The 15,785-nt window shown below is 65.0% G+C and carries 15 protein-coding genes; 12 read left to right on the top strand and 3 right to left on the bottom strand.

From position 1 onward, the window contains the following. Nucleotides 1-2: 2 nt before the first annotated feature. Nucleotides 3-1,283 carry a serine--tRNA ligase gene (serS, locus tag IEY62_RS12875; protein ID WP_189018442.1) on the top strand — a complete coding sequence of 427 codons (1,281 nt, stop codon included), beginning with the start codon at nt 3-5 and terminating at the stop codon, nt 1,281-1,283. A gap of 69 nt (nt 1,284-1,352) precedes the next feature. Here the strand turns inward: serS and IEY62_RS12870 are convergent, their stop codons facing one another. Further along, entirely contained in the window at nt 1,353-2,099 is a 747-nt protein-coding gene (locus IEY62_RS12870) for a class I SAM-dependent methyltransferase (protein WP_189018439.1), read from the bottom strand. 177 nt (nt 2,100-2,276) lie between these two features. Here IEY62_RS12870 and helR point away from each other — a divergent pair, with 177 nt between their 5' ends. The 4 genes from helR to IEY62_RS12850 all read left to right on the top strand — a co-directional run bounded on the left by helR (nt 2,277) and on the right by IEY62_RS12850 (nt 6,878). Beyond that, nucleotides 2,277-4,466: an RNA polymerase recycling motor ATPase HelR gene (gene helR, locus IEY62_RS12865; RefSeq protein WP_189018437.1), complete on the top strand. Its 2,190-nt coding sequence runs from the start codon at nt 2,277-2,279 to the stop codon at nt 4,464-4,466. A gap of 81 nt (nt 4,467-4,547) precedes the next feature. Further along, complete coding sequence (locus IEY62_RS12860; RefSeq protein WP_189018435.1) at nt 4,548-5,393, top strand: HAD family hydrolase; 846 nt, start codon at nt 4,548-4,550, stop codon at nt 5,391-5,393. A gap of 386 nt (nt 5,394-5,779) precedes the next feature. Then, entirely contained in the window at nt 5,780-6,307 is a 528-nt protein-coding gene (locus IEY62_RS12855) for a hypothetical protein (RefSeq protein WP_189018433.1), read from the top strand. Nucleotides 6,308-6,344: 37 nt separating this feature from the next. After that, on the top strand, nt 6,345-6,878 hold the full coding sequence (locus IEY62_RS12850; RefSeq protein ID WP_189018431.1) for a hypothetical protein: 534 nt from the start codon (nt 6,345-6,347) through the stop codon (nt 6,876-6,878). Nucleotides 6,879-6,956: 78 nt separating this feature from the next. Here IEY62_RS12850 and IEY62_RS12845 read toward each other — a convergent pair whose 3' ends face one another. Then, complete coding sequence (locus IEY62_RS12845) at nt 6,957-7,697, bottom strand: GAF and ANTAR domain-containing protein (protein ID WP_189018429.1); 741 nt, start codon at nt 7,695-7,697, stop codon at nt 6,957-6,959. A 141-nt stretch (nt 7,698-7,838) separates the two neighbouring features. On the opposite strand from IEY62_RS12845, the gene IEY62_RS12840 reads away from it, so the two are divergent. After that, nucleotides 7,839-8,615, top strand: a complete 777-nt coding sequence (locus IEY62_RS12840) for a sigma-70 family RNA polymerase sigma factor (protein WP_189018427.1) — start codon at nt 7,839-7,841, stop codon at nt 8,613-8,615. A gap of 23 nt (nt 8,616-8,638) precedes the next feature. Here IEY62_RS12840 and IEY62_RS12835 read toward each other — a convergent pair whose 3' ends face one another. After that, nucleotides 8,639-9,601, bottom strand: a complete 963-nt coding sequence (locus IEY62_RS12835) for a glycosyltransferase family 9 protein (RefSeq protein WP_189018425.1) — start codon at nt 9,599-9,601, stop codon at nt 8,639-8,641. An 86-nt stretch (nt 9,602-9,687) separates the two neighbouring features. Here IEY62_RS12835 and IEY62_RS12830 point away from each other — a divergent pair, with 86 nt between their 5' ends. The 6 genes from IEY62_RS12830 to IEY62_RS12805 are packed head-to-tail and all read left to right on the top strand — an operon-like array spanning nt 9,688 to nt 15,775. Next, on the top strand, nt 9,688-10,242 hold the full coding sequence (locus IEY62_RS12830; protein ID WP_189018423.1) for a D-glycero-alpha-D-manno-heptose-1,7-bisphosphate 7-phosphatase: 555 nt from the start codon (nt 9,688-9,690) through the stop codon (nt 10,240-10,242). After that, a complete protein-coding gene (locus IEY62_RS12825) occupies nt 10,239-11,327 on the top strand; it encodes a glycosyltransferase family 9 protein (RefSeq protein ID WP_189018421.1) in 1,089 nt (362 codons plus the stop codon). The genes IEY62_RS12830 and IEY62_RS12825 overlap by 4 nt, the downstream gene beginning before the upstream one ends. After that, nucleotides 11,324-12,382 (top strand): glycosyltransferase, encoded by a 1,059-nt coding sequence (locus tag IEY62_RS12820; protein ID WP_189018419.1) that lies wholly within the window; start codon nt 11,324-11,326, stop codon nt 12,380-12,382. Before IEY62_RS12825 ends, IEY62_RS12820 begins: the two co-directional genes overlap by 4 nt. After that, nucleotides 12,379-13,647: a glycosyltransferase gene (locus tag IEY62_RS12815; protein ID WP_189018417.1), complete on the top strand. Its 1,269-nt coding sequence runs from the start codon at nt 12,379-12,381 to the stop codon at nt 13,645-13,647. Before IEY62_RS12820 ends, IEY62_RS12815 begins: the two co-directional genes overlap by 4 nt. Beyond that, a complete protein-coding gene (locus IEY62_RS12810) occupies nt 13,644-14,336 on the top strand; it encodes a D-sedoheptulose-7-phosphate isomerase (protein WP_189018415.1) in 693 nt (230 codons plus the stop codon). The genes IEY62_RS12815 and IEY62_RS12810 overlap by 4 nt, the downstream gene beginning before the upstream one ends. Continuing rightward, entirely contained in the window at nt 14,333-15,775 is a 1,443-nt protein-coding gene (locus IEY62_RS12805; RefSeq protein ID WP_189018412.1) for a PfkB family carbohydrate kinase, read from the top strand. Before IEY62_RS12810 ends, IEY62_RS12805 begins: the two co-directional genes overlap by 4 nt. Nucleotides 15,776-15,785: the final 10 nt, after the last annotated feature.

The following is a 15,785-nucleotide window of genomic DNA, read 5'->3' as shown; positions in this document are numbered from 1 at the left end:
TGGTGATCGACGTAAAAGACCTCAGCGAAAATCCGGACAAGTTCCGTGCCAGCCAGCGCGCCCGTGGCGCCGACGAGTCCGTTGTGGACGCGATCATCTCCGCTGACTCCGACCGCCGTGCTGCGCTGATCCGCCACGAGACCCTCCGCGCCGAGCAGAACGCCTTCGGTAAAAGGGTGGCCCAGGCCAAGGGTGAGGAAAAGCAGGCCCTGTTGGCCGAGGTCAAGGAACTGGCCAACTCGGTGAAGGCTGCGTCCGCAGAGGCGGCCGCTGCCCAGGCCAAGCAGGATGAGCTGCTGCGCGTCATCCCCAACCTGGTGGTGGACGGCGTACCCGAGGGCGGCGAGGACGACTACGTTGTGGTCAAGACGGTTGGCACACCGCGTGAGTTCACGGACTTTGAGCCGAAGGACCACCTGGAAATCGGCGAACTGATCGGCGCGATCGACATGGAGCGCGGCGCCAAGGTTTCCGGCTCACGCTTCTACTTCCTCCGCGGCGTGGGCGCCCGGCTGGAAATGGCGCTGCTGCAGATGGCCATGGAGCAGGCGATCGACGCCGGCTTCGTGCCGATGATCACCCCCACTTTGGTTCGTCCCGAGACCATGCAGGGCACCGGTTTCGATGTAAAGCACGACGCCGAGATCTACCGTCTCGCTGAAGACGACCTTTACCTTGTGGGAACCTCGGAGGTGGCCCTCGCCGGCTACCACGCCGACGAAATCCTGGACCTCTCTGCCGGCCCCATTCGCTACGCGGGCCAGAGCTCCTGCTATCGCCGCGAGGCCGGTTCGCACGGCAAGGACACCCGCGGCATCATCCGCGTGCACCAGTTCAACAAGGTGGAAATGTTCATCTACACCACCGTTGAGGAAGCTGCCGCCGAGCACGAGCGCCTGCTGGCCTGGGAAGAGGAAATGCTGGCCAAGTGCGAGCTTCCCTACCGCGTCATTGACACCGCTGCCGGTGATCTGGGCATGTCCGCGGCCCGCAAGTTCGACTGCGAAGCCTGGGTCCCCACGCAGAACGCCTACCGCGAGCTCACGTCCACGTCCAACTGCACCACCTTCCAGGCCCGTCGCCTCAACATCCGCGAACGCGTTGTCAACGAAGAAGGCGTAGCCAAGGGAACGCGTGCCGTCGCCACGCTGAACGGCACCCTGGCCACTACGCGTTGGATCGTGGCCATCCTTGAGCACCACCAGAACCCGGATGGTTCCGTCAATGTTCCCAAGGCGCTGCAGAAGTACCTTGGCGGCCTTGAGGTCCTGCCGGTTCTCTAGCTTTCCCACTGCGGGCGGATCCCGCTCTTGTCCGTGATTAACGGGGAAGAGCGGGATTTTTTTTGTTGCTCAGGCAGGCTTGCGAGCCAGGAAAATCAGTTCGCCCTGCCCCGTGCCCACACTCTCTCCGGACCAGCCTCCAAAAATATCCTCAACCGCGAAGCCCGCCGTGCTGAGGTCCTGGCGTAGTTGGTCCACTGTGCGGAAGGCCAGCAGAGAGGTTTCCGTCTGCGCAGGGGCGCCCTGCAGGGATCTGTGCTCGGTCAGAGCAACCAGACCCCCGGCTTCCGGATCAAGGAAGGTCTCCTTCCAGGTTTCCACTGAAGAGCCATCGGGGAGAGTGTGGGTGATCCTTGTGTTCTCCGGGTTCCATCGTTCCCAAGCCCGGGCTGCCGGGTCGCGGGAATCGAAAGCGAGGCGACCGCCGGGTGCCAGCGCACGACGCACGTCTGCAAGCGTGCGGCACCATCCGCCGTCGTCGTGAATTGCCTGGGCGACGTGCGCAGTCATGATCGCCACGTCGAACACTTCCGTGTCCGGGATCTCGGCCGACGTACCAGCGACCCACCGGACACCATCAGCGCCTGGTTTCGCACGGGCGGCCGTCAGGGAGCCGGGATTTGGGTCAATGCCCATCACGCTGTGTCCGTGCGCAGCCAAGGCCAAGCTGATCCTGCCCGTCCCACACCCAAGATCCAGAACACGCCGGTTCGCTTGTTCATTCACGAAGGCAAGGAAGAAATCGTCGTCCTCCGCCCATTGATTTTCCACATCGTAAAGGGCGGAGAGCTGGGCTTCGGTCAATCGTGAAGGCATCCGCCCACCTTACAGCTGGCGGTAAATACCGGACGGATAAAACGGGCACAAAAAAGGAAGGGAATTATCCCTTCCATATTCAATGTATATCCCACCCGGGGGCTTGCGGCAAGGCCCCCCTGGTGCCGAACAATTGATCCCCGAACCCCATAACCAACGCAAAAAGGGAGTCGTGGGATGCCTGAAATCAACCGCCTGGGAACCAGTGCCTTTGCCCTGCCCGGGCACCTTGAGCGCAAAGCCGATCCGCAGCTGATCGGCGCCGATGAGCAACAATTCGACGCGATCTCCACCAGCTTGGCCGAATCCATCGCTGATCTCTCTGCCCGGCTCGAGGTTGCCCGCAAGCAGCCAGGCGGCAGGGGGCAAGCTGCCTTGGACCGTGATCAGGAGATCCACCGGCTCACGGCACGGCTGCGGGCCCTGCGCCGCTTTGGACTGGATCTGTGCCTCGGCCGCATGGTGACGACCGGCAATCCGGAACCGGTTTATGTCGGCAGGCTCGGTCTCACGGACAGTCAAGGGCGCAGGCTCCTGATCGATTGGCGGTCACCGGCTGCCGAGCCCTTCTTCGGAGCAACGCATGCCAACCCGATGGGCCTGTTGAGCCGACGCAGGTACCGCTGGACCCGTGGCAGGGTAACCGACTACTGGGACGAGGTTTTCACCGCTGACGGTATGGAAGGAAATGCCGCCCTTGATGACCAGTCCGCCTTCATCGCGACCCTCGGCAGCAGCCGCTCACCCCGGATGCGGGATGTTCTGGGGACCATTCAAGCGGACCAGGACCGGATAATCCGTGCCGGGTCGCGTGGGGCATTGGTGGTCGACGGCGGACCGGGTACCGGTAAGACGGTGGTCGCCTTGCACCGCACGGCCTACCTTCTGTACTCCGATCCCCGGCTCAGCCACCGCAACAACCACATGAGGAGCGACGTACTTTTTGTGGGTCCGCATCAGCGCTACTTGGCGTACGTGGCCGATGTCCTCCCAAGCCTGGGGGAGGAGGGCGTGCAAACGTGCACTCTGCGCGACCTTGTCCCCCAAGGTGCCGGTGCCGGTGCCGGCGTCGAACGTGACCCTGAGGTGACCCGGCTCAAATCGTCCGTTGAGATGGTCAAAGCCATTGAACGCGCTGTGCGGTTCTACGAAGAACCACCCGCGGAGGGCATGGAAGTAGAGACGCCGTATGCCGACCTCTGGCTGGGCAGCGACGACTGGGCCGAGGCCTTTGACGCCGCAGAGCCGGGAATGCCCCACAATGAGGCCAGGGATGACGTGTGGGAAGCGCTGCTTGCCATCCTGGCGGACAAGCTGGATGAGCACGATGTGCCGGAGGGCCTGCGGCGCGGGACGTTGAACCGGAGCGCGGAATTGCAGTCGGCGTTCAACAGGGCGTGGCCGCTTCTCGATTACGCAGCCCTGGTGGGGGACCTGTGGCGGGTGCCCGCCTACCTCCGGTTGTGCGCTCCACACCTGCAGGCCGGGGAGAGGGCCGCGCTTCACCGCGATAAACCGGAGGCATGGACCACTGCTGACCTCCCCCTTTTGGATGCGGCAAGGCTGCGCCTGGGCGACCCCGAGGCTTCCAAGCGAAGGAGGAAGCGGGCCGCAACCCTGGCTGCCGAGCGCGAACTCATGGACCGCGTAGTGGATGACCTGATTGCCGCCGACGACTCCGAAAACCTGGAAATGTACATGCTGCGCGGCGATGACATGCGGGACAAGCTCGTGGACGAAGACGCCGCAGAGCTGGTCGATCCTGATGTTCTGGCCGGACCGTTTGCGCACATTGTGGTGGATGAGGCACAGGAACTGACGGATGCTGAGTGGCAAATGCTGCTGCTTCGCTGCCCATCACGGAGCTTCACGGTGGTGGGGGACCGCGCCCAGGCCCGGCACGGGTTCACGGAATCGTGGGAAGAACGCCTCCGGCGGGTGGGCATGGACAACGTGTCGGTGGCGGGTCTGAGTATCAACTACCGCACGCCCGAAGAGGTCATGGAGGAAGCCGAACCGGTGATCCGTGCCGTCCTGCCGGACGCGAACGTGCCAACCTCAGTCCGAAGCAGTGGAATCCCGGTGGTCCACGGCAAGGAGGGAGAGCTGGAGGGGATCCTGGACGCGTGGTTGGCTGCGAACAGTGAAGGTACCGCGTGCGTCATCAGACAGCCGGCCGTGGAAGTGAGTTCGGAGCGGGACCGGGTCAGCCGGCTTACCCCGGAGTTGGCCAAGGGCCTGGAATTCGATCTTGTGGTCCTCATCGATCCGGACGATTTCGGCGCCGGGATCGAGGGCGCTGTGGACCGGTATGTGGCGATGACGCGGGCGACGCAGCAGCTCGTCATCCTCAGGAGCGCGCCTTGAGGACAGTATTCATGCGCCGTTAATCGTCCGCTGTGGCGCCGGTCCTAGTTCAGTGTCCGAGGTGTCTGGTGTACTGGAAGCATGACTATTTTGACTGATACTCCAGTTGCTGGCATCGATGACCAGCCCAATGAAAACAACAAGCTCATGATCGCCCTGGACGTCGATGGCACCCTGGTTGACCACGATGGCCACATGACTCCCGAGGTTCGCTCAGCAGCCCAGGCAGTGGTCGCCAAGGGGCACGACGTCATGATCGCCACCGGACGTTCCCTCAACGCAACCCTGCCCATCATCGAAAAGATCGGCATGGAGCGCGGGTACGCCGTCTGCTGCAATGGCGGCGTCACCCTTCGCCTGGATCCCGCTTTGGAATCGGGCTACGAGATCATCCACAAGGCAACGTTCGATCCCGCTCCTGCGTTGAAGGCGCTGCGGGAACGGCTGCCCAACGCCAAGTACGCGCTGGAGGACGAGGACGGCAACTTCCTCTCCACGGAGCGCTTTCAGGACGCCAGCTTCGGCGTGGAGTCCATCGGCGTCGACTTCCAGACCATGCTTGATGCCACAGCCGTGCGCGTGGTGGTCTTCAGCAGCGAGAACACATCCGAAGAGTTCAACGAGGCCATCAGGCACATTGGTCTTTCCGGGGTGACCTACTCGGTGGGCTGGACTGCCTGGCTGGATATTGCCGCTGAAGGCGTCACCAAGGCCAGCGCTTTGGAGGCTCTCCGTCGCCGGCTTGGCACGGACCAAGCCAACACGGTGGCCGTTGGGGACGGACGCAATGACATCGAGATGCTCACCTGGGCCGGCCGCGGCATCGCCATGGGCCAGGCTCCCGACGAGGTGCTCGCCGTTGCGGACGAGGTCACCGCGTCAGTGCTCGACGACGGCGCCGCCTTGGTTTTGCGCGGCCTGCTGTAGGTGCCGCTCGGGGCGGCTGGGGGCGCCGGGGTTGTGGGCGTTGACTACCTCCGTGCGATATTGCGAACCTTCGGGCCGTGGGTGATGAGCAGCCGGACTTCTCTGGGCTCCCAAGTTAGGTCGTACGCACCATTGCCCGGGTCGGGGTTTCCGTCCCGCTCGAGCGCCCGGAACCCCGTGTGGAGCAATCGTTTTGGGTTTCTTCGTTTTCGCAAGATAGCGCCCCACCGATGGCTGCGACAGAAGCCTAAGCGTCCCGCTCATGCATGGGCGTACAGCGGATTCCGGGGGACCTATACTCGCGAGAAGGCGGCAGCGCGGTAAGGCCGGTTTACATGTCGAGGCGGAACGAATGGTCGCTTCGCCGAACGCGAGAGGAAACGCCGGTGGGCGAAGAACTGCATCTTCAAACAGACAGAACGGACGACGGAGTGCTGCCCGACGTCCATGCATCGCCCACGCGTGATGTTCCCGACGGAGAGACGCGATTCAGGCGGTACTGCCTGGGCTTCATCTACCTGATGTTTGGGCTGTCCACGACCTGGATGACTGTCGTGAATACGATTCAGGTCAACGGGCAACTCCTTGAGCACCAGTCTTCGGGAACGCAGGTACCGGGCGGTTGGATCGCTTCTGTTGTAGCCGTGATTGCTGGATTCGGGGTGTTGGCCTTCGCGGGCCTTTTCATTGGGATTTGGAATCTACGCGGGTTAGGGACGATGAGCCCGGCACCACTGGTTGCTGCCATCATCTACTCGCTGGTGTCCATCGCGATGATGGCGGTGTTCCTCAGCGAATATGGCCCCACGCTTAGCTTGGTCCTTGTGCATGCCCTGGTGATTTTCATGACGGTCAGGATGCTTCGTCAAGAAGGCGTCAAAACGCTTAGGGACCTTCGCCACGGAATCGGTTGAATGCCAGCACCTCGGATCGGAGGAGAGAGCCCAGTGTATGAGCAGGTTAGTAGTCCCATGGAAGCTGGGGGTTGGAGGAACAGAGTTGGTAGCACGAAGGAAAGTTCTCGCCGGAGCTGGGTTAGCCCTTGTCCTGACACTAACGGGTTGTTACTTCCCCTATGGAGTGGAAGTCAGCGCGTCCGAAGTCGAGGGCACTTGGGTGGCGGTAGGCCCGCAAGGTCAGGAGGCGAAACTGGTCTTCTTGGCTAACGGCACCTACTCCGGAACGGGCGTACCCAATGGCCTCGCTCACGAAGATCCTGAAATCCCTCCGTCCGGCTCACCTGACTGGAACTCAACGAGTCCGATCACGGGTAGTTGGAAAACCGACTGGAAAGAGCGAGGGGAACAGATGTACGTCGTGATCGAGATAAAGGGGACTATCACCCGATCTACACCCCTCCATGTTGAAGAGAGACAAAAGGGCCGCCGTCTGGTCTGGTATATCGGCGACCCCGACAGCGATAGAGAGGTCTCCTTTAGAAAGGAGGCCGGGCTCGACATCACTGCCCAAGCCCATCCGTCCTGAGGGGCCTTCCGATCTAACGTGGCACTGAGTCGGCCCTGTAGAGAATGGGCGCTACGTTGGCGCTACACAGCGCTGGCCCTACTTAAAGTACGTCTGAACGTTCCCGCCGCCGGCTGATTCGACGATTGCCTGGGCCACTACCCGGAGTTTGACGTTCCGGTTACTGGAGGCTTTTTTGATGAGCTCGATGGCTTCTTCCTGGGTGCAGCGGTTCTGCGCGATGATGATGCCAGTTGCCACGTCGATCACTGTGCGGGACTCCATTGCTGCCCGCAGATTGGCGGCGGTCTGGCTGTGCTCCGCGATCAACACGGCAAGCCGGAGGCCTTTGGAGGCCTGTTCCACGTAATCGTTGGCGCGCTGCACTGCAGCTTGGTCGAACGCGTTGGGGTGCTCGGAGTAGAGGTTGAGGCCAGCCGTCGCCGCGTCATCGCTGAGGGGGAACGGCACCGCGAGCACGGAGCGGATTCCGTGTTCGGTGACGATCTTGTTGTACTCAGGCCAAGTGTTGTCGGTTTCGAAATCCGGAATGTAGACCTGGGTGATGTCCCGGCAGGCGCGGAGGCATGGCCCGTCGGCGAAGTTGTATTGCAGTTCGTCCAGCATGCGGGCGCGCTCGCCGCTGCTCGCCACAGTTCCTGCGGAACGTCGCCGCATGAGGGTGATGCCACAGAAGACCTCGTTGCCAGGGGTGCTGAACATGGCCGCTGAATGCCTGGCCAGCTCTTCCAGGAACGCTTCGACGTCGGGGGTGTCCAGCAGCAGGTCCTGGATATCGGCCACCACTGTGGTCGGCTCGGCGAGTCGCGGGTCTTCCATGGAGGGCTCCGATCCGTGATTGTGGCTACCTTTCGAGACTAACCCCCGGGACCCGTTGAAAGCCAATAGTAAGTGTGCTTCTCTTTTTAAGGAGTCTTGCCGTGGGCTCTCCCCTCACCAGTTGGTCAAGGATTGAAGCCCATGCATCAAACCCGACCCCGCAGTGTTCAGTCCAGGGCCGTTTCCTGTGCGCCGGAAGGCAGCATTCGGCAGAGTTTCCAGGACAGCCTTGTCCTGGACCACCTCAACCTGGCCAAGTCCATTGCGGCCCGATACTCCGCCCACACCCACGACCTCGACGATGTCAGACAGGTCGCCTACATGGGACTTATCAAGGCCTCCCGGGGCTATGACGAGTCGCGGGGCGTCAGCTTCCCCGCCTATGCCGCCCCCACCATCGCAGGTGAGGTCAAGCGCTACCTTCGTGACCATTGCTGGGTAGTGCGGCCGCCCCGGACCATTCAGGACGTTCGACGCCAAGTGCTGGCCCGGACGGAGGAATTGACCCAGACGATGCAGCGGACTCCCTCACCAGAGGAGGTTGCTGATGATCTTCGACTGGAACCATGCCAGGTCCGCGAAGCGCTCATGGCGGGAACCAGCAAGCGCCCCGATTCCCTGGACGCCCCGGCAGCAGAAGGACATGACGGCCTCCACGGAACCTTGTCGGCCTTCGGCTGCCCAACAGACCGGCTTGAAGACGTGCTTGCGCTGCGGAACGCCATCCGGAGTCTGAGCGCGGAGGACCGCCACCTGCTCTACCGGCGCTACTACCGGGAGGAGACGCAGTCCACCATCGCCGAAGCCCTGGGAATCTCGCAGATGCAGGTATCGCGCAAGCTGTCCAGGATTCTGGTGTCCCTCCAGACGCAGTTGCTGGACGATGAAGTCAGCCAGCAGGACGGGACCGCCCCCTGAAATCCTTCCCCCCGAAAAAGCAGCTAGCAGCCAAGCCGCTCCACAGCGTCCAGCACGTCGTGGACGCCGACGGCCATGAGCGCCGGATCCGGTTCGGCTGAGAACACATCACCGCGGCGGAGTTCGACGGCGGTCAGCACCACGTGCGGTCCGGGCGGCGGTCCCCATTCTTCCGCGGGCGCTGGACCGAAGAGGACGACAGAAGGGCGCCCATACGCCGATGCCAGGTGTGCCGCGCCCGTGTCAGCAGAAATCACCAGGCGGGCGTCGGCGATGGTTGCGGCAAATTCGGCGAGGCCCTGCTGCCCGGCCAGCAGGGCCTCGTCGAGATCTGCTCCCTTGAGTTTCGCCAGGGCGGCTGTCTCCTCAGCCCTGACACGCTCGGAGGTGCCGCCCGTGAGAACAACCTGGTGCCCTGCCGCGGTGAGTTCGACAGCGACGCCGGCGAACCGTTCCACGGGCCACAGCCTGCTTCCATAGGCTGCGCCCACATGGATCACGGTGGCGCCGGGTCGTGGCGAGGGAACGGTGGGGCGGTTGAGCCGGTAGTCGAGGGGGTCGGCGTCGATCCCGTGCCAGGTGAGCAGCCGCGTCCAGCGTTCGCGTTCGGGAATGCCGGTGATCCAGGGCGGTCCGTCGATCCCTTCGGAAGCGTGCGCAACAACGCGTTTGGCGCCAAGCTCCTGAATCCGGAGCCGGCTCTCGCCGCCGTTTCCGTGCAGGTTGACCGCCACATCCACAAGGCCGTGAGGAACGGTCAGCGGGTGGTCCAGCCCGGGTGTCGGCAGGTGGTCGATGCCGCCCACCAGTTCCAAGGCCTCGGCGATCCACGCCGGCCCGGCATACCAAATCCGGTGCTCCGGAAACGCCCGCCGCAAGCCGCGCAACGCGGGGACAGCGACCAAGAGGTCGCCGAGTTTCAGGGCGCGCAGGGCAAGCAGCAGGGGTTGGTTCCGGTTCCGATCACGGTCCAAAGCTGTGTCCATTGTGGCCTCCCGCTGAGAGTCTAGCCCTGGGAAACTTCTCACTGCCGCGTTGTTTAGCGTTCGGAGAACTGGGGAACGTTGCGGGTATGGGAGGAACCGGAACGTTGAAGGCGGTCCTGTTTGACCGCGATGGAACTCTCGTCGTTGACGTGCCATACAACGGCGATCCGCAGCTGGTGCGGCCCATGGATGGCGCCCTGGAAGCGTTGAACAGAGTCCGCGCGGCCGGCCTGGCCACGGGAGTGGTGAGCAACCAGTCGGGCGTGGCGCGGGGGCTGCTGACCTTGGACCAAGTGACATCAGTGAACCGCCGGGTGGAGCTGGAGCTGGGCCCATTCGATGTGTGGGAGGTCTGCCCCCACGGACCGGAGGACGGCTGCGGATGCCGGAAGCCCGCCCCCGGAATGATTTTCGCCGCGTGCAGGGCGTTGGGCATCACACCAGGAGAAGCTGCCCTAATTGGCGATATCGGCACCGACGTTGAGGCGGCCGCGGCAGCGGGCTCGCGTGCGGTGCTGGTGCCGACAGCTGTGACCCGGCAAGAGGAAATTGACGCTGCCGGGGTGGTGGCCAAGAACCTTGGACATGCGGTGGAGCTGCTTCTCGCCGGGGCACTGGAAGAACAGGGCGCCCCTGCATGAGCCGCGTCCTGGTAGCCCGCTTGGACAGCATGGGTGACGTCCTTCTGTCAGGGCCCGCCTTGCGTGCCGTGGCGAACGGAAACCGTTCCGACGGCAGCCGGCCCAACGACGTCGTCCTCCTCTGCGGACCTGAGGGGGCAGCCGCCGCAGGGATGCTGCCGGGGGTGACCCAGGTGCACACGTGGGCGTCGCCCTGGATTGTGAATCCCGCCCCACCCGCAACCGAAGAAATGACCAACGGACTGATTGATTTCGTCCGTAGCTCCCGCATCCAGGAGGCCGTGATCCTCACGTCCTTCCACCAATCCCCGCTCCCGCTGGCGCTGCTCCTGCGACTTGCCGGGGTTGCCAAGATCACCGGCGCTTCCACGGACTACGCCGGCTCGCTCCTGGACGTCCGCCTCAAACCTGGCGAGGACTTCCCCGAAGACCAGCCGGAGGCGGTCCGGGCGCTCACCATCGCCGAAGCCGGCGGCTACGTCCTGCCCAATGGCGACGACGGCAAACTGCACATCACCCCGGGACTGGACCCTGAAGGCGTAGCGGACCAGTTGGCCGAGGAAGGCCCGTACATCGTGGTCCACCCCGGCGCTGCGGCCCCGGCCAGGGCATGGCCTGCACTGCACCACGCCGCAACCGTGGAACTGCTGGAAGCCTACGGCCACCGGGTGGTGGTCACGGGCGGGCCCAGCGAAGCGCCACTTACCGCAACGGTGGCCGGGCCTTCTGCCACGAACCTCGGCGGCGGAACCAACCTCCGGACACTTGCGGCGGTACTGGCGGGAGCCGCCGTCGTGGTTACCGGCAATACCGGGCCCGCGCATCTGGCCGCTGCAGTGGGAACGCCGGTGGTGTGCCTGTTCGCCCCGGTGGTCCCGGCCATCCGCTGGGCCCCCTATGGCGTGCCACTGGAACTGCTGGGCGACCAGGACGCGGCCTGCAAGAACTCCCGAGCCCGCATTTGCCCCGTCCCCGGCCATCCCTGCCTCAGCTCCGTAACGCCGGAACAGGTGGTCGAAGCGGTGGAAAGGCTCCTGGGAGGCATTTCCTCCCTGACCAGCCGACGAAAGGTGCGGAAACCGTGAGGATCCTGGTGTGGCACGTCCACGGCGGGTGGATGGAGGCTTTCGTCCGCGGCCGGCATGAATACCTGCTTCCGGCAACGCCCGACGGCGGCGCCTGGGGTTTGGGGCGAGGTGGCCGTGACTGGCCCGCCACAGCACAGGAAGTGGACCTGGCCAGCCTCGATCCGGACACTGTGGACGCGGTGGTCCTGCAACGGCCCGAGGAAATCGCCGTTGTGGCGCGGACTCTGGGACGGCGGCCGGGTGTAGATCTTCCAGCGGTGTACCTGGAACACAACACCCCCAAAGGCGACGTTCCGTTCACACTGCATCCGTTGGCGGACCAAGGCGCTATTCCGGTGGTCCACGTGACCCATTTCAACCAGCTCTTCTGGGATACGGGTTCGGCAAGCACCGCAGTCATTGAGCACGGCATCCCGGATCCGGGCCGCCTTTACACCGGCGAGCTGGAAGAAATGGGGGTGGTGGTCAACGAACCCGTCCGGCGCGGCCGCGTCACCGGAACGGATCTGCTCCCCGGATTCGCCGGGGTGGGACCGCTGCGGGTCTTCGGAATGGGCACCGAAGCCCTGCCCCGGGAACTGGACCTGAAGAGCCTTGGCCTCGGCAACAACAGGCTCCGCATCGCCGGTGACCTGCCCGCCCGGCAGCTCCACGGGCAACTGGCCCGCTGCCGTCTCTATCTGCACCCCCTGCGGTGGACCTCGCTGGGACTGGCGTTGCTGGAAGCCATGCACCTCGGCATGCCCGTACTGGCCTTGGCCACCACCGAAGCAGCCCGGGCGATACCACGCGGCGCAGGCCTGGTCTCCAACGACGTCGGCGAACTCCAAAGGTTCGCCAAGCGGTTGCTGGACGACCCCGAGGACGCGTACGCCATGGGCATCGTCGCGCGGGAGGCAGCCCTGGAACGCTACGGACTGGGCAAATTTCACCGGGCATGGGACGAACTCCTGGCCGGACTGCCCGCCAGCCGCAACACGGCCGCCAGCCATGACACCCGCGCCAGCCATGACACCCGCGCCAGCCATGACACAGAGAGGACGCACCCATGAAAATTTCCATGGTTTCCGAACACGCCAGTCCGCTGGCTGCCCTGGGAGGCGTTGACGCCGGAGGGCAGAATGTCCACGTTGCGGCCCTGTCGTCGGCCTTGGCTGACCGTGGCCACCAGGTCACGGTGTACACCAGGCGGGACGACCCCGGACTGCCTGCAAAGGTGCAGGTTGCTCCAGGGCTCACCGTGGTCAACGTGGACGCGGGGCCGGCCAAGAGGATTCCCAAGGACGAGCTATTGCCCTTCATGGGCGAGTTGGCGGACGGAATCTGCGCCGATTGGGCTGACCAACTGCCGGATGTGGTCCACGCCCACTTCTGGATGTCGGGACTCGCGGCAATCCAGGCATCGCGTCGGGCGGGCGCTGCGGATCCCGTGCCCGTGGTCCAGACCTTCCACGCGCTGGGCTCGGTCAAACGACGTCACCAGGGAGCAGCGGACACCAGCCCGCCAGCCAGAGAATGGCTGGAACCGTGGGTGGGCCGCACTGCCGATTGGGTGATCGCCACGTGCCCCGATGAGGTCTTCGAACTCAAAGCACTGGGCATCAGCCGGTCAAAGATTTCCATCGCGCCCTGCGGCGTGGACCTCAAGCTCTTTACAGGAACCTCCGACGCCGAGCCCCGGTCCCGCACGCACCGGATCCTGAGCGTGGGTCGCCTGGTGCAACGCAAGGGAGTGGACCTGATCATCCGGGCCCTGCCCCTGCTGGCGGACGCTGGCTTCGACGACGTGGAGCTGCTGATTGTCGGTGGTTCCGGAGACGCCCTCAACCTCGAAGAGGATCCCGAAGCCCAGCGGCTCAAATCCCTGGCCAAAGAGCTCGGCGTTGAGGACAGGATGACCATGCGCGGCCAAGTGCCCCGTGATTCCATGCCCGCGATTTTCCGCAGCGCGGATGCCGTGGTCTGCGCGCCCTGGTACGAGCCGTTCGGCATCGTTCCCCTGGAAGCCATGGCTTCCGGCGTGCCTGTGGTGGCTGCAGCGGTGGGCGGACTCCGGGAAACGGTGGTGGACCAGAAGACGGGACTTCACGTCCCGCCGAAAGATCCCGAAGCCCTTGCCGGAGCACTGGCCAGGCTGCTCGGAGACCCGGAGCTTCGCGCCGACATGGGCCGCGCCGGGGCCCGCCGGGCACGTTCCCGCTACTCCTGGGAACGCGTCGCCGCTGATAACGAGAAGGCCTACAGATCTGTTCTGGCCGCCGGGTTGTCGCGGCGGGCCGATGAAATCCTGGAACCACTGGAAGGAACGGCGCTGTGACATTCGAAAGCCGAGGGACCGCCGAATCCACGCTCGCGGGCCCCGTTCCCGACACCCTCCCGGAATTGTGGGGCGCCCATCAGGGTGATCCCACCCACGACGCCGAAGTAACCCGGCATCTGGACAACGTCCTCCCCGCGTTGGAGTCACTGCGCTCGCAATCGCACCGGCTGTCCGGCTGGGGAACGGAACTGGCAGCCAGGCTGCTGTCCGGGCAGCGGCTGTTGGCAGCGGGCAACGGCGGCTCAGCGGCGGAAGCCCAGCACTTGACGGCCGAACTCGTGGGCAGGTTCGACGACGAACGTGCACCCTTCTCCGCGATCTCCCTCCACGCCGAGTCATCCGCGGTCACCGCACTGTCCAACGACTACGGCTACGAGGAAGTGTTCGCGCGCCAGGTCAGGGCCCACGGCCGGGCAGGTGACGTGCTGATGCTCCTGTCCACCAGCGGGCGCAGTCCCAACCTGCTTAAAGCTGTTCGTGCGGCGCGCGACCGCGGCATCGTTACCTGGGCCCTCACCGGCCCTGGCCCCAACCCGCTCGCCGAAGCCTGCCACCAGGCCGTCACCGTGGACGCCATCGCAGCCAACGCTCAGGAAGGCCACCTCATCGCGATACACGCCGTGTGCCGGGCCTTTGACGCGGAAATCGTACGGCGCACCGGCACCCAGTTGGGCGGCCAGCCATGAAGATCACCGTAGTCGGGGACCTTCTTCTGGACGTCGACATCAACGGGACCGCCACCCGGCTCAGCCCCGACGCGCCGGTGCCCGTGGTCGACGTCGCGGACGTCCGGCGTCGGGCGGGTGGTGCCGGGCTGGTCGCCACCGTGCTCGCGCGCGACGGCCACGACGTCACGCTGGTCACCGCATTGGCGGACGACGACGGCGCAAGCCACCTCAGGCGCGCGCTGGCCGGAGTGTCGGTGCTCGCCGGAGCCCCGCTGGCTCCTACGCCCACCAAGACCCGTGTGCGGATCGGAACGCATCCGGTGGTCCGGTTCGATCAGGGCTGCTCGCCGGCACCCGTCCCTTCCAGTACCGGGGAGATGCTTGCAGCCATCGCATCGGCGGACGCCGTGGTGGTGGCAGACTACGGGCGCAGAATCACCGCGAACCCGGACATCCGGGCGTCGCTCACCGAGGCCGCCCGGCGGGTCCCGGTGGTCTGGGATCCGCATCCTGCCGGTTCGGTTCCCGTGCCGGGAGTAGCCGTGGTGACGCCCAACTCCGCCGAAGCACTCGCCTTCGCGAAGGCTGCAGGCCTGGTAGGGAGTCACGTTGACGCCGAAGCTGGAGGGCGGTTGCTGCTGGACACGTGGGGAAGCGCGTCCGTGCTTGTGACGAAGGGTGAGGCCGGTGCGGTCCTGCTCCGGGCGAATGCTCAGCCGCAGGGCATTCCGGCCCCGAAGACCCACGTCAGCGATCCGTGCGGTGCCGGGGACCGTCTTGCCGGCAGCCTCGCCGTTTACCTGGGCAAAGGATTGGGCCTGGCTGAAGCTGCCGCGCGGGCCGTGGAGGACGCTTCAGCGTTCCTGGCCGCCGGCGGTGCGGCGGCGCTCGCGACGGCGGCGCTCGCAACGGTGGGGGAGGAACCCGCGGTCCGGGCAGCGGCGGGGCTGGGTCCCGTCGTCGAACTTAAGGGCCTGGAACTGGTGGAAGGCACCGAACTCCGCCCGGACGGTGTCCAGCTTGCCCGCTCCATCCGCGACGCCGGAGGCACCGTGGTGGCCACCGGGGGATGTTTCGACCTCCTGCACGCCGGCCACGCCCGGACCCTGGCGGCGGCGCGGAGCATGGGCGACTGCCTGATCGTGTGCCTGAACACCGACGAATCCGTCAGGCGGCTCAAGGGCGCGCATCGTCCCATTGTCAGTGTGGAAGACCGCGCCGAGTTGCTGCTGGCACTCGAATGCGTTGACGCGGTGGTGGTCTTCGGCGAGGACACCCCGGAAACCTGCCTCCGCGGAATCCAGCCCGATATCTGGGTCAAAGGTGGCGACTACACCCCCGAAGAATTGCCGGAAGCCCGCGTCCTTGCGGCGTGGGGAGGACGCTGTGTCACGGTGCCCTTCCACCCGGCACGCTCCACCAGCGGCCTGGCTGCAGCCCTTGCCAAGGTCAGCTGACCATCAGCAG

Source organism: Paenarthrobacter histidinolovorans, assembly GCF_014647595.1.
GTDB classification, from domain to species: Bacteria; Actinomycetota; Actinomycetes; order Actinomycetales; family Micrococcaceae; genus Arthrobacter; species Arthrobacter histidinolovorans.
Note: the sequence above shows the minus strand (reverse complement) of the source record. Positions and strands in the feature narration are given on the sequence as shown.